At 64.5% G+C, this 17,923-nt stretch carries 16 protein-coding genes; 3 read left to right on the forward strand and 13 right to left on the reverse strand.

All coding sequences use genetic code 11. The features are described from left to right. Position 1 precedes the first annotated feature (1 nt). The 5 genes from DL237_RS17910 to DL237_RS17930 all read right to left on the reverse strand — a co-directional run bounded on the left by DL237_RS17910 (position 2) and on the right by DL237_RS17930 (position 5,563). On the reverse strand, positions 2-1,111 hold the full coding sequence (locus tag DL237_RS17910; protein WP_119400471.1) for an ABC transporter ATP-binding protein: 1,110 nt from the start codon (positions 1,109-1,111) through the stop codon (positions 2-4). Positions 1,112-1,114: 3 nt separating this feature from the next. Then, positions 1,115-1,993: a carbohydrate ABC transporter permease gene (locus DL237_RS17915; protein WP_119400472.1), complete on the reverse strand. Its 879-nt coding sequence runs from the start codon at positions 1,991-1,993 to the stop codon at positions 1,115-1,117. Then, positions 1,993-3,024 carry a carbohydrate ABC transporter permease gene (locus DL237_RS17920; protein WP_119400473.1) on the reverse strand — a complete coding sequence of 344 codons (1,032 nt, stop codon included), beginning with the start codon at positions 3,022-3,024 and terminating at the stop codon, positions 1,993-1,995. The genes DL237_RS17915 and DL237_RS17920 overlap by 1 nt, the downstream gene beginning before the upstream one ends. Positions 3,025-3,081: 57 nt before the next feature. Next, positions 3,082-4,311, reverse strand: coding sequence for an ABC transporter substrate-binding protein (locus DL237_RS17925; RefSeq protein WP_119400474.1), 1,230 nt, complete (start codon positions 4,309-4,311; stop codon positions 3,082-3,084). Positions 4,312-4,378: 67 nt separating this feature from the next. Beyond that, positions 4,379-5,563: a nuclear transport factor 2 family protein gene (locus tag DL237_RS17930; protein ID WP_119400475.1), complete on the reverse strand. Its 1,185-nt coding sequence runs from the start codon at positions 5,561-5,563 to the stop codon at positions 4,379-4,381. Positions 5,564-5,768: 205 nt separating this feature from the next. On the opposite strand from DL237_RS17930, the gene DL237_RS20635 reads away from it, so the two are divergent. Together DL237_RS20635 and DL237_RS17935 are read left to right on the forward strand one after the other, a co-directional pair. Further along, the gene (locus DL237_RS20635) at positions 5,769-5,906 is read left to right on the forward strand and encodes a hypothetical protein (RefSeq protein WP_158585677.1); all 138 of its coding nucleotides are present in this window, start codon (positions 5,769-5,771) and stop codon (positions 5,904-5,906) included. Continuing rightward, positions 5,899-7,218: an amidase gene (locus tag DL237_RS17935; RefSeq protein WP_119400476.1), complete on the forward strand. Its 1,320-nt coding sequence runs from the start codon at positions 5,899-5,901 to the stop codon at positions 7,216-7,218. Before DL237_RS20635 ends, DL237_RS17935 begins: the two co-directional genes overlap by 8 nt. 76 nt (positions 7,219-7,294) lie before the next feature. Here DL237_RS17935 and hisD read toward each other — a convergent pair whose 3' ends face one another. From hisD to DL237_RS17955, 4 genes are all read right to left on the reverse strand, one after another. Next, a complete protein-coding gene (hisD, locus tag DL237_RS17940) occupies positions 7,295-8,584 on the reverse strand; it encodes a histidinol dehydrogenase (RefSeq protein ID WP_119400477.1) in 1,290 nt (429 codons plus the stop codon). Positions 8,585-8,666: 82 nt separating this feature from the next. After that, positions 8,667-9,632, reverse strand: coding sequence for a cupin domain-containing protein (locus DL237_RS17945; protein WP_119400478.1), 966 nt, complete (start codon positions 9,630-9,632; stop codon positions 8,667-8,669). A 592-nt stretch (positions 9,633-10,224) separates the two neighbouring features. After that, the gene (locus DL237_RS17950; protein ID WP_119400487.1) at positions 10,225-11,865 is read right to left on the reverse strand and encodes a thiamine pyrophosphate-binding protein; all 1,641 of its coding nucleotides are present in this window, start codon (positions 11,863-11,865) and stop codon (positions 10,225-10,227) included. A 64-nt stretch (positions 11,866-11,929) separates the two neighbouring features. Next, a complete protein-coding gene (locus tag DL237_RS17955; protein WP_158585678.1) occupies positions 11,930-12,673 on the reverse strand; it encodes a FadR/GntR family transcriptional regulator in 744 nt (247 codons plus the stop codon). Between the two features lie 158 nt (positions 12,674-12,831). Here DL237_RS17955 and DL237_RS17960 point away from each other — a divergent pair, with 158 nt between their 5' ends. Then, on the forward strand, positions 12,832-13,161 hold the full coding sequence (locus tag DL237_RS17960; RefSeq protein ID WP_119400480.1) for an NIPSNAP family protein: 330 nt from the start codon (positions 12,832-12,834) through the stop codon (positions 13,159-13,161). A gap of 56 nt (positions 13,162-13,217) precedes the next feature. Here the strand turns inward: DL237_RS17960 and DL237_RS17965 are convergent, their stop codons facing one another. From DL237_RS17965 to DL237_RS17980, 4 genes are all read right to left on the reverse strand, one after another. Beyond that, positions 13,218-14,771, reverse strand: coding sequence for a tripartite tricarboxylate transporter permease (locus DL237_RS17965; RefSeq protein WP_119400481.1), 1,554 nt, complete (start codon positions 14,769-14,771; stop codon positions 13,218-13,220). Further along, positions 14,771-15,253: a tripartite tricarboxylate transporter TctB family protein gene (locus tag DL237_RS17970; RefSeq protein WP_119400482.1), complete on the reverse strand. Its 483-nt coding sequence runs from the start codon at positions 15,251-15,253 to the stop codon at positions 14,771-14,773. Before DL237_RS17970 ends, DL237_RS17965 begins: the two co-directional genes overlap by 1 nt. Positions 15,254-15,340: 87 nt before the next feature. Further along, positions 15,341-16,321: a Bug family tripartite tricarboxylate transporter substrate binding protein gene (locus DL237_RS17975; protein WP_119400483.1), complete on the reverse strand. Its 981-nt coding sequence runs from the start codon at positions 16,319-16,321 to the stop codon at positions 15,341-15,343. 412 nt (positions 16,322-16,733) lie between these two features. After that, positions 16,734-17,441, reverse strand: a complete 708-nt coding sequence (locus tag DL237_RS17980) for a GntR family transcriptional regulator (RefSeq protein WP_119400484.1) — start codon at positions 17,439-17,441, stop codon at positions 16,734-16,736. Between the last annotated feature and the right edge of the window lie 482 nt (positions 17,442-17,923).

Below are 17,923 nucleotides of genomic sequence, written 5' to 3' on the forward strand. Positions count from 1 at the left end.
ATTACCCAAGGGGGACTTTACTGACATCGGCGGCGTCTGCCACCCCTTCGGGCGCAGAACGGTAGGTCAGGTTCTGGCCGGTCTGCACGTCGAACAGGTGGCAGGTCTGGGGCGGGATGGTTGCGCGGATGGTGCTGCCGATCTGCGCGCGGAATGATTTGCCCGCCCTGAGGTTGACCAGATCGCGCCCGACCCGCACCGCGGCCATGCTGGATTCACCCAGCAATTCCAAGGCGAAAATCGGGGCGGCGATATCGCCGCCGTCGTCGACCAGGGTAACATCCTCGGCACGGAAGCCCAGCGTGACCGGCCCCGAGAACCCACGCGGCAGGCCCGCGAGGTGGATGTTTTCCGCCTGGAAAACGCCATCGGCAATCACCCCTTCGACAAGGTTCATCGCGGGCGATCCGATAAAGCTGGCGACGAAGGTATTGGCCGGGTTGTCGTAGATCTCGGTCGGGGTGGCGACCTGCTGCACGACGCCCTTGTTCATCACCACGACGCGGTCGGCCAGGGTCATCGCCTCGACCTGGTCATGGGTGACGTAGATCGTGGTGGTTTTCAGGCGGTGTTGCAGGTTCTTGATCTCGGCCCGGGTCGAGACGCGCAGCTTGGCATCGAGGTTCGACAGGGGTTCGTCCATCAGGAAGACCGTGGGTTCGCGCACGATCGCGCGCCCGAGGGCGACGCGCTGGCGCTGGCCGCCCGAAAGCTCGGCCGGGCGACGCTCCAGCAGCTCCAGAAGGTCGACCATTTCGGCGGCCTTCATGACGCGGTCATGGTGTTCGGCCTTGGGGATCTTGCGCACCTTCAGCGGAAAGCGGATGTTTTCGTAGACCGAGAGGTTGGGATAGAGACCGTAGGACTGGAACACCATCGAGATGTCGCGGTCTTTCGGTTCAAGATCGTTGACGACGCGGCCACCGATGACGATCTCGCCCTCCGAGATATCCTCAAGCCCGGCGATCATCCGCATGGTGGTGGATTTTCCACAGCCCGAGGGGCCGAGCAGCACAAGGAATTCCTGGTCCGCGATGTGCAGGTCGAAACGATCGACGCCGACCACCTTGCCCCAGCGTTTGCAGACGTTTTTCAGTTGGATTTCGGCCATGATTTACCCCTTGACGGCGCCGGCGGTCAGGCCGCTGACGATCTGGCGTTGAAAGAACATCACGAGGATGAACAGCGGCACGGCGGCGGAAACGGTCGCGGCCACCGCGTACATGATCGTGCCCTCGGTCTGCACCGTTCCGAGGAAGGAGCTGATCTTGGGCACCATGGTCTGATTGTCCTGGTTCAGCAGCATCGCCGTGACGGCAAAGTCGTTGTAGGCCAGCAGGAAGGAGAACAGGCCCGTGGTGATCACCCCCGGCCACATCACCGGCATGATCGCCAGACGAAACGCCTGGAACCGGGTGCAGCCGTCGACCATCGCGCTTTCGTCCAGATCCTTTGGGATCGACTGGAAAAAGCTGTGCAGCATCCAGATGGTGAAGGGCTGGTTGATCGCCACCAGAACGATGATGGCCGTGGGCAGGTGGCCCCAGATGTTCATCTCGAAGAACGGCAGCAGGTAACCGGCGACCAGCGTGATATGCGGCATGGCGCGAAACACCAGCGCGGCGATCAGGATCCAGAAGGTATAGCTGCGGCTGGAGCGCGACAGCGCATAGCCGCCAAGCGTGCCGAACAGCAGGCTGATCGAGGTCACGCAGACGGTGACGATGACCGTGTTCCAGACCGAATGATAGAACTCTCTCTCGATCCAGGCCCCGCGGTAGCCGTCCAGCGTGAAGGCGCCGCCGGTCTGGCGTGTGGTGGCCGGACCGGTGAGCGCGTTCCAGAAGGACTCCCGCGAGAAGAAATCCGCCTGCACCTTGAACGACCCCCAGACGGTCCAGAAAAAGGGAAAGGCCGCGAGGATCAGCCAGAGCAGGAGCACCAGCGTCGTGGCGATGGCAAGCGGGCGGGAATATCCGATTTTCGTCGCCATCAGTGGGCCTTTCGCTTGAATTCGCGCCAGGTGCGCACCAGCACCGGCGACAACAGGATGATGACCCCGATCATCGTCAGGATCGACGTGGCCGCAGCCGAACCGAACAGCTGATCGACCTGCCCGTTCAGATCGTTGTAGATCGACCATGACAGCGAGGTTGCATTGGCCTCGGCGCTGAAACCGATGATCGGTTCAAAGACGCGGAAATTGTCCATCAGCAGCACCAGCCCGACAAAGGTCGCCAGTGGTGTCAGATGCGGCATCACGACGTAGCGAATGCGTTCCCAGCGATTGGCCCCGTCGATCATGGCGCTTTCCAGCGTGTCCTTGGGCAGGGTTTGCAGCCCGGCATAGAAGACGACAAAGGCAAAGGGCGTCATGTGCCAGGTGCCATAGACGATCAGCGTGACCCAGGTCAGCACGGGCGACGCCTTGAGGCTGAGCTCGGGGTCGGCGAAGATCCATTGCAGACTGGCCCCGATCACCCCGTCCGAATTGATCATCCAGAACAGGATCAGCGACCCCAGCAGGGGGGTGACGATATAGGGCAGTAGCGACAGGAAGATCACCGGCCCCTTGAACATTCGCGGAATGGTATTGACCCCGAGCGCGACGGCAAAACCCACGGCCATGCTGAGCGGCGTCACCAGGAAGGTATAGACCAGCGTAAAGCTGAGCGCCTTGTAGAAGGGCAGGTTGTAGATTTGCGCCACGATATCCGCGACCCCGTCGTTGTTCGACAGGATCTCGCCGATCTCGGACACGGCCAGGTGCGCCCGGTTCAGGTAGGTGCCCAGGCCGTTGAACTTGCCCAGGGGTTGGGCGGTCTTGAGCGCGGCCGTGGCGGCGGGGTCGACCTTGGTTTCGGTCTGGCAGCCGAAGGGGCCACAGCTTTCCACGCTGATCAGCACCTGGTCGTGTTCGACGAACAGGGATTGCACCGCCACCGACACGATCGGCAGCGCGATGAACAACAGCATGGCCAGGGCGGAGGGAAAGATGAAGCTGGCGAAATCGCGGTGGCGCATACCCGTCTCCTGCAGGGAAATGCGCCCCCGGCGGATCTGCCGGGGACGCGGTAAGATTTACTGAAGGAAGCCTGCTTCGGTCGCGGCGGTGCGATAGGCAGCCTCGACATCGGCCAGCGCCTGTTCCGCGCTTTCAGACCCCTGCATGAAATCGGTCAGTTCCGCGCCGAGGGCCGTGTGCAGCAGCCCCATGTAGGGGGACATGGGATAGGCCTTGGCACCGGCGGCGGCATTGCCAAGCACACCCTTGGCGGTATCGGGGGCGTTGAAATCCTTCATCAGCCAGGTGCCCGCTGTGGGGTTTTCCTGCGCGACTTCGGGGCGGATGCCGTGAACCATGGCGATAAACGACGCCTCGGCGTCCTCGTCCGAGATGTTCTTGGCGATGGTAAAGCCGTCCCACCACAGGGCCGCCGCCGGAATCGTGCCGCCGTCGACCGTGGGGGCCGGGGCAAGAATGGTGGCTTCTCCGATCTCGGGGGCGGGACCTTCGGGGTCGATATGGCCGTTCACCATCGAGCCCCACTGGTTCATGATCGCCACGTCACCGGCCAGGTACATCGCCTTCATCTCGTCCGCGGTAAAGGTCATGTATTCCGGTTCCATGTACTCGGTCAGGGCCTTCATCATGGTCAGCGTCCTGACGCCGGCCTCGCCCGAAATCGATGGCTCGGCGCTGCCGGGTTCAAAGAAATGGCCATCCATCCCGAGGTACATGTTCACGAATTCCGCCGCCAGATACCAGCCTGCCTGGTAGGAGGCCGCCAGCGGATATTCCATGATGCCCTTTTCGCGGATCACCTTTGCCGCGGCGAGGACCTGTTCCCAGGTTTTGGGCGGTTCCAGCCCGGCCTGTTGCAGGATGTCGCCGCGCATGAACAGGTGCTGGCCGTTGCCCAGAAAGGCGATTGCCATCGTCTGGCCGTCCACCTTGATCAACTGGCGCGGCGACAGGGTTTCGCCGTATTTCGCCACCAGATCGTCGAGCGGGCGGACAAGATCCTTGTTCAGCAGGGGCACGATCGAATTGTTGGCCACCACCGCAACGGTATATTGCGCCGGGTTCACCGTCAGGGCGGGCACTTGCAGCGACTTGTGCTCGGTCGTCATGTTGGCTTCGACGCTGACGCCATCCCCGGCGCAGCCCTCGGCCTCGTCTATGACCAGCCCGAGGGCATCGAAATCATTGGCAAGGATGCGGACGGAGCCGCCTTCGATGCCGCAACCCGCGTGGGCCATGCCCGCGGCCAGAACCAGCGCCAGCGCGCTTGTCGTCAGAAACTTCATGTCCGTACTCTCCTTGTTGTGAGGCCCGCCCGCGTGTTCCCCGCGGGTCGGGCGCGACCAGCCGTGGCTAGGCCTGCTGAATGTCCGAAACCGCCGGTGCATCGGCCAGCTGCGCAAGCTTGATCTGCACCAGCAGGGCCAGTTCGTCGTAGACGCACCATTCGTCGACGATCTTGCCGTCCTTGTAGTGATAGTGGCTCATCCCCATGACCTGCACCCGTTTGCCCGTCGGATCGCCCAACGACTCCAGCCCGCCAAAGCCGAGGTGATGCCCCTCCATGACCCAGCGGACCGCGACCTTGGTGCCACCCTCGTTGCAGGGGGTCGAGCAGATATGCTGCGGCGCAAAGACCGCATCGGGGAAAGCACCGATCAGGCCGATGGTCTGGTGCATGACCGACGCGATGCCGTAAAGCTCCTTCATCAGGGGGCCGTGCCACATGACGGTGGGGGCGTAGACATCGCGGATCTTGCCGAACATCTTGCGATTGAACACCTCATGCAGCCAGGACAGTGTCTGACGCTCCAGGTCGGTGCCGGCGATCGACAGGTCGGCCTTTTCGGCAGGCGGGTACTGGCCCAGCATCAGACCGGTTTCCCCGATGTCGAGCTGCGTCAGACCCTGCGACAATTTCGAGCGGGCGACCTTTTCCGCATAGGCCTGCGGGTCGAGACCCAGTTGCTGGATGATCGCCATCTGGTCCGACACGACCCATTCGCGATAGATCTTGTTGCGGTGGATCATGCAGTCGGCCACCGTGCGGCTGACAAAGGTGCGCCCGTTCGCCGGACCATAGTGCCCGTTCTGCGAATAGCGCCCGGAGCCGGTCACAAGGTGCGAGGTATAAAAGCCGTCCTTGTCGTCACCGTTCCAGATGACGTGAGTGGCATTGCCGCGCCGTTCGGGCAGGCTGACAAGGCGCTGGATGGTATCGCGCACGACGTCTTCGCGGTTGTAGATCGTGCCGGTCGGCAGGTAGAGCACGATGTTGTGGGTGTAGTGGGTATAGATCAGCCCGACGTCGCGTTCATCCCAGATCTTGTGAGTGCAGCGGATGATGTAATCGACGATGTCGCTGTAACAGGGGTCGAAACCATCCATGCCCTGCACCGGCGCGCGGCCTTCGGGGACCAGGTCGGTGAAATCGGCACGTTCGACATTCATGACCTGACCGTTGTGGGGGGCGTCATCGCGCTTGGGCGCCGCTTTTGCGGGTTTCGTCAGTGCTGCGGTGTCATCCTGAGTGGCCATGAAAGTCCTGTCCGTCCTGCGGCGTCGCCGCTTTGCATACATATTCAATCCGAAGGTGACGCAGGATGGCGCCGCGATCAACGAAAAAATGAATACTTATGCAAAATAGTCTGGCGGGGCGGTGAACTGTCCGGTTTTGCTGCAGACAGAACTTGCGCGAAACGCTTTGAATACCTATTCAATATAGGAGGAACCGGAGGGGCACATGACCGCTGAAGACTTTGCCGACCTGCTGAAGGTCGCCGGGCTGAACCTGCCCGAAGCCGATCTGAAAGGCGCGCTGCCTGCGGCCGAACGCCTGTTGGAACTGGCGAATCGCCTGCCGGAGGAAACGGATGAGTGATCTTGTCGACCTGCCTTACCGGACGCAGAGGGCGCGGTTGGAGGCAGGCACCGCGCAGATCGGGGATATCTGGCGCGCGACGCAGGACCGCATCGCCCGGCGCGACGGGCGGCTGGGGGCGGTGGTCAGCCTGGCGCAGGGCGGGCCCGATACGTCGGCTGGCCTGCCCATCGGCATCAAGGATATCATCGATGTCGACGGCTTCCCGACCCGCTGCGGCAGTCATGCCCATGACGCCGCTGGTGGGGAGGCCGACGCCGTGACCGCCCTGCGCCGCGCCGGGCTGACACCGATGGCCAAGCTGGCGACCTATGAATACGCCTTGACCGGCCCCGCCTATGATCAGCCGAATCCACCGGCGCGCAACCCATGGAACCCGGACCATATCACGGGGGGGTCATCGTCTGGGTCGGCGGCGGCGGTGGCTGGCGGGTTGTTTCGCGCGGCCCTGGGCAGCGATACCGGCGGCAGCATTCGCGCCCCGGCGGCCTATTGCGGCATTGTCGGGCTGAAGCCGACCCATGGCCTTGTGCCCGTGGCGGGCTGCTTTCCCCTGTCGCCCAGTCTGGATGTGATCGGCCCGCTGGCCGCCTGTGTCGAGGACGCGGCGCTGGTGCTGGAGGCGCTTGCCCCAGAAAGCCGCGCCACGGTCGATCTGACGGCGGGGGTTGCGGGCCTGCGCATCGCCTACGCGCGGGACTGGTTCGCGGATGATCCCGCCTGCGATCCCGCTGTCGTCACCGCGATGGACGACACCGCCGCCCTGCTGTCGATGCTGGGCGCGCGGATCGAACTGATCACCCTGCCCGCGTATGCGCCGCTGGAAGCCGCCGGAACCGTCATCCTGCAAGCCGAGGCGTGGGAGGTGCACCGTGATCGCCTGCGCGAAAACTGGGATCGTTATGGTGTGGACGCGCGGCGCAACCTGATCACGGGGGCCGTGCTGACCGGGGCACATCTGCGCCGCGCCCGGGCCGTGGCACAAGGGTTTCGTCGCCAGATAGACCGGTATCTTGGTCTTCATGCCGCGATCCTGACGCCGACGACATTGTCCCCTGCCCCGAAGTTCAGCGATTTCGACGACGGCCCCGTCTGGACCGCGATGCGCACCCTGCCCTTCAACATGTCCGGGCACCCGGCGATTTCGGTGCCTTGCGGTTTTGCCGACAACGGCTTGCCTCTGGGCGCGCAGCTGGTGGCCCGCCCTCAGGGCGAAGCCACATTGTGCCGCATCGCCCAGGCCATCGAGAGCCACAGTGCGCATACCGCCCGGCCCGCGATCGAGGCCGAGCCGATTTCATTGCCTGAGTGAAACCCTGCGGGAAACAAGGACCCGCCCGCCCCCGTCAGGGGCCAGGCGGGGCGTTCCGGTCAGGCCTTTGGCGCGATCAGGACGGCACCTGCATCCGGTCCAGCCGCAACTGGGCGGCACGGCGATGCCCCTCAAGCGTTTCCGAGGCCGCCTGGCGTGCCGCGGGTGGCGCGACCTGACGCACACCTTCTTCGGTCAGCCATTGGTGGGTGACGGTCTTGATGTAGGTGCCAACCCACAGCCCGCCGGTATAGCGGCCCGCGCCCATTGTCGGCAGCGTGTGGTTGGTGCCGGAACACTTGTCCGAATAAACGACGCTGGAATTCGTGCCGATGAACAGCGATCCGTAATGGCGCAGCTTCTTGCCCAGCCCATGCGGATCTTCGGTATGGATCTGCAAATGCTCGGCCGCGACGATATCGGAATAGGCGATCATCGTCGCCTCGTCCGGACACACTACGATTTCGCCGTAGTCGCGCCACGCCTGCCCCGCGGTTTCGGCGGTGCTGAGGGTTTGCAGTTGGGCGTCGACCTCGGCCAGCACGGCCTCGGCCAATGCGGCATCGGTGGTGATCAGGCCAACCCGGGTGCGGGTGTCGTGTTCCGCCTGTGCCAGCAGATCGGTCGCCAGCATTTCCGCGTCGCCCGTATGATCGGCCAGCACGAAGATTTCGGAAGGGCCGGCCAGCTGGTCGATGCCGACCGGGCCAAAGACCTGCCGCTTGGCCTCGTTGACGAAGGCATTGCCGGGGCCGACGATCTTGTCCACCGCAGGCACGCTTTCGGTGCCCAGGGCCATGGCCGCGATGGCCTGCGCGCCGCCGATGCGAAAGATGCGGTTGGCGCCGGACAGGTGGCAACCCGCGATCATCGCCTCGTGCGCATTGGGCGGCAGGCAGGCGATGACCTGTTCGCAGCCCGCGACCTTGGCGGGAACGATGGTCATGATCGGCGCCGACAACAACGGATAGCGCCCGCCGGGCACGTAGCATCCGACCCGTTCCAGCGGAATGTTGCGGTGCCCCAGGTGAACGCCGGGGCGCACCTCGACCTCGACCTCGGACAGGCTGGCCAGCTGCGCCTCGGCAAAGGCGCGCACGTTGGCGATGGCGAATTCCGTATCCGCACGCGTCTGCGGATCAAGGTTGGCAACGGCGGCGGCGCGCTGATCCTGCGTCACCTCGAAGCTGTCCAGATCGGCCTTGTCGAACTGGAGGCCATAGGCCCGCACGGCGGCATCGCCTTCGGTGCGCACGCGGTGCAGCACCTCTGCGACCAGTGCTTCGACCGGGGCATTGTCGGCCTGTGCGTCACGACCGGGGGATTTGACGAAGGTCAGGCCTTGGGGAAGGGGCAGTCGGGTCATTTTGTCCTCATCGCTGCAAGCGTCCCCCGGGCGGCACGGCCATCCGGGGGCTGGTGAATGAATAAAGTGACGGCGCGGCGTATCAGCCCTGCCATGTCGGGCCGGCGGCATCATCGGTATCGCGCACCCGGAACACCGCGGCCTCGCCCGACATCGACGGCGCGAGGGTATAGGTCAGACCGGGCGGCACCGCGCAGGTATCCCCCGGCGCCAGCGTCTGCGTGCCCTCGGCCCAGGTCAGCCGCCAGTGCCCGCGCATGACCATCAGCACATCGTTGCGCCCCGAGGTGACCTGCCCCTCGGCGGGGGCGGCACCGTTCAGGAAATCGACCTCGAAGCCGGGCTTGTCCTTCAGCACGCCCTGCGCGCCGATCACCTGCGCCGGGGCACGGCCCGCCAGCCCCATCAGATCGCGGTACCGCGCGACGTGGCGGGGAATGACCTGCGCCGCCGTCGGTTCGGGAAAGGCGGCCAGCTCGGCCTCGGTCAGGGTCGGCATGGGCCGCACGTCGTCGGGCAGCGCCTGCCCCGCCTTGGTATCATAGAGCTTGCCATTCTGGCCCAGCACCAGGCCATGCGCCTGCGCATCCTCGATCACCTGGGGCGCCCAGATCACGCCGCCCCCCGCATCGTCACCGCCAAGAATGGCCATGATCATGCCGTAGTCGGTGCCGATATTTTCAAAGCCGCGAAAGATGCCCGTGGGGATATTGATGATATCGCCTTCTTCCAGCACGACTTCGCCCGCGGTGCCCCAACGGCCCCAGAAAAAGCGCCAGCGCCCGGACAGCACAAAGAACACTTCGGCCGTACGGTGCGAATGCAGGCTGTTGCGGCATTTCGGCGGCTGTCCGGCGGCGCCGATATTAAAGCCCGGCGTGTCGGTGATATGCACGTGCTGATCGGCGGATTCCGAGACGCCGCCACCGATGATGGTAAAGTTTTCCTTTTGATCCGAACCGGGCGTGTGGGCGTCGATAAAGGCGGTCTTGCAAGGCTGGAGTTCGCCATACCGAACGATCCGCGCGCGCATTTCCTGAGGAGTCATTGGCCGTTGTCCTTTCCTGCGGCTGTGCTGCCGACTGCGGCCTCTGGCGTTGCCCCCCTCAGCGGGACGCAAGCACCGAAAGCCAGATAAAGCGCGTCGTCCGATGGGCGTTCATCCCCGGCGGCGCGGTGCGGGCGGTCAGATCGCGCTGCCGGTGGCAGGGGTATCACGCCGTTCCTCCTTGCCGTGGCTGTGGGCGACATCGCCGTGTCGCACCCCCAGGCCGACGCCTGTTTGCATACGTTTTCACGACGATAACAGAGATCCCTGCACCCGCGCAACAATTTTTTGCAAGCGTATGCAATTCGTGGCTGATTGCGGACCAGAGGCCCGCTCCGCACCGCGGCCAGGATTTCGGGAACAAGAGATTTAAGGGGGAGATAGGCCCGTGGGCCATCGCACGGCCCGCTGTCCACCCAAAAGGCGGCGTCACGCCCGAAATGGATCAGCCCGACGGCAGGGACCCTTCCGGCACCCGGCTATGCGCGTTGGCCAGCCACGACAGCGGCACGGCCTGACATAGGCCGGCGCAAAGTCGTCCGGCCACCGCGCCCGGCAGGCCCATCGGACCCGTCGGGCGCGGAGTTTCCGATCACTCCAGCAGCATCTTGGGCGACAGCGCCTTCGGATCAGTCTTCAGGTGCAGGATCGCGGGCACATTGGCCGCGCGCGCCTCGGCCAGCGCCGGGGCAAATTCCGCGTCCGTCGTCACCGTCGCGCCGAACCCGCCGTAGCTGCGCGCCAGCGCCGCAAAGTCGGGGTTTTTCAGCGACGTGCCAGAGGGGCGATGCGGATAATTGCGCTGCTGGTGCATCCTGATCGTGCCATACATGCCGTTGTCGCACAGGATCACGATGACATTGGCGCCGTATTCGCAGGCCGTGCCGAACTCCTGGCTGACCATCTGGAAACAGCCGTCCCCGGCCAGGCAGATCGCATCGGCATCGGGGTTTTGCAACTTGGCCGCAATCGCCGCCGGCAGACCATAGCCCATCGACCCGCTGGTCGGGGCCAGCTGCGTGCGCCAGCCGCGATAGCGGTAATAGCGGTGCAGCCAGGCCGAATAATTCCCCGCCCCGTTGGTCAGCGACGCATCGTCGCCCAGCACGTCGTTCAGATGGGTGATCACGTTTTCCATCTTCAGCGCGCCCGGCGTTTCCTGCGGCACCTGCCACGCGGTGTAATCGGCCCGCGCCTGCGCCAACCAGTCCCCGCCCGCGCGTTTGCGCGCCGCGCCCGCCAGTTGCACGGCAAACGGGCCGGGGCGCGCCACGACACCCATCTCGGGGCGATAGACGCGCCCGATCTCGTCAGGGTCGGCATGGACATGCAGCAGGGCCTGTTGCGGCAGCGGCGGCGTCAGCAGAGTGTAGCCAGAGGTCGTCATCTCGCCCAGCCGCGCGCCAAGCGACAGGATCACGTCGGCGTCGCGCACCCGCTGCGCCAGGGTCGGGTTGATGCCGATGCCAACATCGCCCACGTAATTGGGATGCCGGTTGTCGAGGTAATCCTGGCATCGGAACGACGCACCGACCGGCAGGCCCATCGTTTCGGCAAAGTCACCGATGGCCGCCGCAGCCTCGGCCGACCAGCCGCCGCCACCCACGATGACCAGCGGGCGTTCCGCCCCCTCCAGCCGGTCGATCACGGCGGCCACGTCATCTTCGGCGGCCTTGCCCGAGGTGATCACCGCAGGGGCCAGCGCCGCCCCCGTTGCCGGGCCGGACAACATGTCTTCGGGCAGCGCCAGAACCACGGGGCCGGGCCGGCCGTTCTGCGCCACGTGGAAGGCATGGCTGACATATTCGGGGATACGGTCAGCGCGGTCGATTTCGGCCACCCATTTGGCCAGGGGGCCGAACATCGCGCGATAATCGACCTCCTGAAACGCCTCGCGGTCGCGCTGGTCACTGGCGACCTGCCCGACAAACAGCACCATCGGCGTGCTGTCCTGAAACGCCACGTGCACGCCGGCACTGGCATTCGTCGCGCCCGGCCCCCGGGTGACAAAGGCCACGCCCGGGCGGCCGGTGATCTTGCCCGTCGCCTCGGCCATCATCGCCGCGCCGCCTTCCTGACGGGCCACGACGGTGTCGATCCCGCTGTCACGCAACCCGTCCAGCGCCGCCAGAAAGCTTTCGCCGGGGATGCAGAACACCCGGTCCACGCCCTGCGCGGCCAGGCATTCCACCAAGAGCGTGCCACCATGTCCGGTGGACTGTTTTTGCGTCATCGTCATCTCTCCCAATCTCTCGCCGCGCACTTTCAAGGGTTTGCCCGCAAAGGACAATCCACCGTCACAGGAAATCTTGCCGCGCCGCCAGCCGGTGCGCGGCCCTTTCAAATCGGCTGCGCGTGGCCAGCCGCGCCGCCTCGGCATCGCGCGCAATCAGCGCATCGACCACCGCATGATGTTCGGCCATGATCTGGGGGCCGAATTCGCTGTTCGCCGCGTTTTTCAGAAACGCCGAGCGCAGGTTGTTCTGGATCGTCGTCTCGATCATCCGCGTGACCTCGACGTAATATTCGTTGCCCGATGCCTCGGCGATGCGGCGGTACAACAGCAGCTCGCTGTCCACCCGCTGCTCCAGCGCGGCGGCAGGGCCAAGGCGATCGGCGGCTTCGACCTCGGCAAGGGTCTGCCGGATGTCGCGCATCTCGGCCTCGGTCCGCATCTCGGCCGCCAGCGCGCTGGCCCCCGCCTGGACCCCGGTGCGCAGCTCCAGCAGCTGCACGATACGCTTGCGCTTTTCAAAGCAGGCCGGGCTGATGCGAAAGGTCGATTTCTGTGCCGGATCCGCGACGAAGGCCCCCACCCCGCGGCGCGACTGGACAATACCGTCGTACCGCAGCAGCGATATCGCCTCTCGTACGACGGTGCGGGCCACGCCGAACCGCCGCGCCAGCTCCATCTCGGTCGGCAGGCGGTCGCCGGGTTGCAACTGGCGCGTCTCGATCGCGTCGATGATCGCGCTGGCAACCCCGTCGGGCAGGCGCGCGGGCCGGTCGATCCGATCAAAGAACTGGGCAGCGTCTGGCATTGCGGCACCTGCTTGGCGATGGACCCACGGCACCTGTTGCGCGACGATCCTCATGCGACATCATTATCGTCAAAACAGTTGTCTGACAACCAGACATATGATTAGCAAGGGGCCGCAACCAGACACCCACCCAAGGACGCCACACAGGAGCTTCGCCCATGATTTTCGACCATCGCACCTACACCTGCCGCCCCGGCACCATCAAGAAACACATGAAACTGTACGAAGATCACGGGTGGGCCGTGCAATCGCGCCACCTCGGCACGCCCGTCCTCTACGGCGCGGTGGAAACCGGCGACGTCAATTCCTACGTCCATGTCTGGTGCTTTGACAGCGCCGCCGACCGGGCCGAAAAACGCGCCGCCATGGCCGCAGATCCCGAATGGCAGGCCTATCTCAAGATCAGCGCCGAGGCGGGATATCTTGCCAGCCAGATCAACACGATCCTGACGCCCGCGCCCTTTTTCAAGACCCCCGATCGCGGCTGACACGCCTGCACAGACGTAAAAGGGCGCAAGGGATCTCCCCTTGCGCCCTCTTTGCATCACGCCTCCTGGGCGGATCCGTCCGGGCCGTCCCTGCCCCCGCCGCCGCGCGGCTTTTTCTTGCGCAGCAGGATCATGTAGATGAACAGCGCCGTCAGGCACAGAAAGAACAGGCTGTCCGGGCTGGTCAGGAACACCATCGGGTTGCCATCGCTCAGCGACAGGGACCGCCGCATGTACTGCTCCAGGTCGGGCCCCAGGATAAAGCCCAGCAACAGCGACACCGTCGAATACTTCAGCTTGCGCATGAAAAAGGCCAGCACGCCGAACATCACCGCCAGCGACATCTGAAAGACCGAATAGGTGGCAACGTAGCTGCCCACCAGCGCGACCACGGCGATGGCGCTGTACAACAACCCCTTGGAGATCGACACGATCCTGACGAAGTAGGGGCCGAACAACCATAGCGTCAGCGGGATCAGGATCAGCGCCGACACGAACAGCGATGCAAACATCGGGGCCAGCAGATCGGCCTGGTTTTCCAGCAGGCGCGGACCGGGCTGAAGCCCGTTGATCACCAGCACGCCCAGCACGACGGCCGTGGTCGGATCGCCCGGGATGCCGAACATCAGCATCGGCACGAAGGCCCCGCCGCACATGGCATTGTTGCCCGATTCCGCCGCCGCGATCCCCTGCCGGGATCCGTTGCCATATTCCTCGGGCTTGCGCGAACCGCCGCGCGCCACGGCGTAGGACACGAAGGCCGCCATCGACCCGCCCGCGCCGGGCAGGATGCCGATACCATAGCCGATGATCGCGCTCTTGATGTATGTGAAAAAGCCGATCTCGCGGATCTCGGACATCGGCGGCAGAAAGTCGCGCCGCCGGATCTTGATATCCCTGGCCTTTTCCAGCGTCGCCCCGAGGGAGGACCGCCAGTTCTGCGCCTGGATCAGGACTTCGCTGATCGCGAAGGCCCCGATGACGATCGGCATGATGTCGATGCCCTGCACCAGCGTTTCGGTGCCGAAATTGAACCGCGGCACCGGCTGCAACACGTCGATACCCACGGTCGCCAGCATGACCCCCATCAGCGTCGCCACCAGCCCCTTGGCCATCGCGCCCCGGTCCACGATGATGATCACCACCAGCGCGAACAGCACGAGCGAGAATTTCCCCGGCGTACGGATCAGCAGCGATATGTCCGCGGCCACCGGCATGAAAGCCATCAGCAGCACCGCCCCGATGCTGCCCCCGATCATCGAGCCGAGCGCGGCATGACCAAGCGCATTGGCCCCCTTGCCCCGGCGCATCAGGGCGTGGCCCTCGACCGCCGTCATCATCGACGACGGCGCACCGGGAATGTTGATCGTCGTCGCGGTGATCGACCCGGAATACATCCCGGCCATGAAGATCGACGCGCTCATCACCAGCGCGGGCACCACGTCGATGGTATAGGTGATCGGCAGCAGCAGCGCGATTGCCAGCACCGATGTCAGCCCCGGCATCGCACCAAAGAAGGTGCCGACCAGAAATCCGATGATCATGAAGGCCAGCACCGTCGGATCGGCCAGCTCCAGAAATCCACCGGCGAAAATGCTCAGGGTATCCATCAGATCAGATCTCCGATCAAAGTGGGCAGGCGCACGCCGAAGATGCCCGCGAACAGGCCATAGAACACCGCGACGACCCCGACGACGTAGAGGGCGAACACCAGCGGTCGCCGGGTTTCAAACTTGAACACCACGAACAGCGCCGCCACGAACAACGCGGTCGACAGCGCATAGCCCAGCGGACGGAACAGCCAGATGTAGGCGGCAGTCGCGGCCACCACCAGCACGGGGCGCAACAGGCTGGCGCCCTCCTCCGTCTCGGCCACCGCCGCGGGGGCGCGCAGTTCCTGCACCAGCACCACCAGCAACGCGACATACATCAGCCCCGAAACCAGCATCGGAATATGCTGCGGCCCCATCTCGCCCTCGGGCGTGAACTGCGCATGAATGTCGAAGGCCGCGGCGAAATAGATCGTCGTCAGCACCATCAGCACCAGGGGAAAGACCACCCCCAGCCTCAGAAAGCCCGCGTTGCCGCTCATCTTGTCGTCTCCTGAAAAGGCCGAGCATCGGAAAAAGCTCTGGCACCGGAGCCTGCGCCCCGGTGCCAAATCGTATCGTCGTCGCGATTACTTGGACAGAACGCCCGCTTCGGCCAGCGCGTCCATCTTCTCGAACAGCACACCCGAGGCTTCGTCGGCCCATTCGGTCACGCCATCGGTGCCGATCCAGTCCGGGGTGACGCCGACCTTGGCAACCCACTGCTGGAATTCGTCACTGTCAAACGCCGCCTTGTAGGCGCCTTCGATCTTGGCGACGACATCGTCAGGCGTATCCGCGGGCGCGGCCATCACGATGAAACTGCCATTTTCCAGGTCGACACCTTCGTCCTTGGCCAGCGGCACGTCGTAGGTCGGGTTCGGCGTGCTGCCGAATTCCACCAGGCCGCGGGTCGTGCCATCCTCCAGCAGGCTGGAAAAATCGCCCAGGCTGGTGATCACGACATCCACTTCGTCCGACAGGATCGCCTCTTTCTGCGGGGCGGCGCCACCGGGGTACGAGATGATCTTGAACTGCGCGCCGGTCAGCTCCTGCAATTGCAGCAGCGTCAGGTGGATGCGCCCGCCCAGGTTCTGGATGCCGATGCGGATCTTGCCGGGATCGGCCTTGGCCGCGTCGATCAGATCCCCCAGCGACTGGTAATCGGAATTCGCGTCGACGATGATCGCGTCCGGTTCGCTGGTGATGCGCGCGATCAGCTTCAGCTTGTCCATCTTGTAGGTCGGCAGCATCCCCTGCCACGGCACGGTGACAACGCTGTCATAGGTCAGGGCGCCGATGGTATAGCCGTCGGGACGGGCCGTCATCAGCTGGCCGACACCGGTGGCGCTGATGCCGCCCTCGATGTTCTCGACATACATGGTCGCGCCGTCCAGGCTCTTTTCCGCGATCGTGGTGATCTTGCGCACGATCCCGTCTGTGCCGCCGCCCGCGCCCCAGGGCACGATGACGCGAATGTCACGGCTCGGGAAATCGGCCGCAAGGGCGCCCATCGGCGCCAGCACGGTCGCCAATGCGGCCGCGGTTCCAAGAAATGTCCGTCTCAGCATAGAAGTCTCCTCCAGGTCGCACGACGGCCTCCCGCCGTGTGTGATCATCAGTGACCGGCGGTCCTCTACCGACCTGCCCCCGATGGTGATGGTCCCGATCGGCCGTGGCCCGGGCGCCCTCGGAGATCCTGCCTCCGAGCAACTAATACATTACTATATGAATTGCTTTTGCCTTGGCAAGCCGGATTCATGGGCACGACACAAAAGCCACCGACACGGCACGCGCCGCCCTGCCGCCCCCCTTGAGATTCCGCATCGGGTCCCTACGCACACCCCTAAAAAAACACGGCCCACGGGCCGCAAATTCCCGTCCCGCGCGACACGGAAGTACGGGGCGCACGCGGCACAGGGGCCACCACCGGGGACATGCCACCATGCCCCGGACCGTCACAGCCACATGTCGGGACGTGCCCTAGTCGAAATACTCGGCGTTCAGCGCGCGGAACTCTTCCACCCAATCGGGGGACTTCCGCAGATGGCCTCGCATGGCAGCCATGGCCGCCACTTCATCGCGGGCTTCGATGCCGTCCAGAATCGCGGCGTGCCCCTCCAGGATCGACTGGATCTTGGCCTTGGAATGCACCTGCAAGCGCCGCACCCGGTCCAGGTGGCCCGACCGCGACCGGATCAATCCGTGCAGGCTGCTGCGATCCAGGCCGTCGAACAGCACCCGGTGCAGGTATTCATCCAGCTCCTGGAACAGCCGCAATTGCGACCGGTCCCCGGCCACGGAGCGCTGCATTTCCAGCACGGACCGCCCGCGCGCCACGGTTTCGGCGGCGCCTGTGCGGGCCAGCTGGCGCACGACCTCGGTTTCCAGCGCGGTGCGCAGAAAGTGCGCTTCGTGAATCAGCGGGATATCGATTCGCGTGACCAGCGTGCGTGATTGCGGAAAGATCTGCACCAGACCGTCCTGCTCCAGCCGCTGCAAGGCGTCGCGCAGCGGCGTCTGGCTGACCTGGTACTTGGTGGCAAGTTCCGTGCGCAACAGGTTGGTGCCCGGCGGCAGTTCCAGCGACAGGATGCGCTGGCGCAGGTCGTCGTAGATCCTGCCCGATGCCGACATGCGCAAACGCGGCTCACTGTGCCTGACAAGGTCGAGGGCGGCTTTAACAGACATATCGTTCCAACTTTCCTGACACCCCGGCCCCCTTTGACAGACGCGCGCGATTCATGCACCGCACGGCGATCCGGCCCGTCTCGGCGCAAACCCATCGAAGGCCAATCGAAGGCCGTGGCCGCGGCAAGACGGCCCTCTCGCGAGCGGCGGCTATATATATTTCCAACCTGCCGAAACCATCGCCCAGGGCAACCATACCAGCGAAACGGATTTACACCGTCTGCATCAAGGTCAAAAGGGCCAAACTGCCGCGTCTGAATGCATACTGCCCGAAATTCTTCCCCCTTTTCAAACTAAAATATTAGTGTATATCGAAGCGAAGTCTCGGCCTCCGCTCCCCTCGCCTCCGGGGAAAGAGGCCGGCGGCAGAAGGACGGGGGCAAAGCCCCCTGGATATTTGGAACAGGGAAACATCAGGGGGAGGGTCGAGGTGGCGGGGTGGGGTGCCGGGAGGATGCACCGTTCAGACACCGCTTTGATAC

Source organism: Pseudooceanicola sediminis (genome assembly GCF_003575965.1).
In the GTDB taxonomy this organism is placed as follows: Bacteria; Pseudomonadota; Alphaproteobacteria; order Rhodobacterales; family Rhodobacteraceae; genus Pseudooceanicola; species Pseudooceanicola sediminis.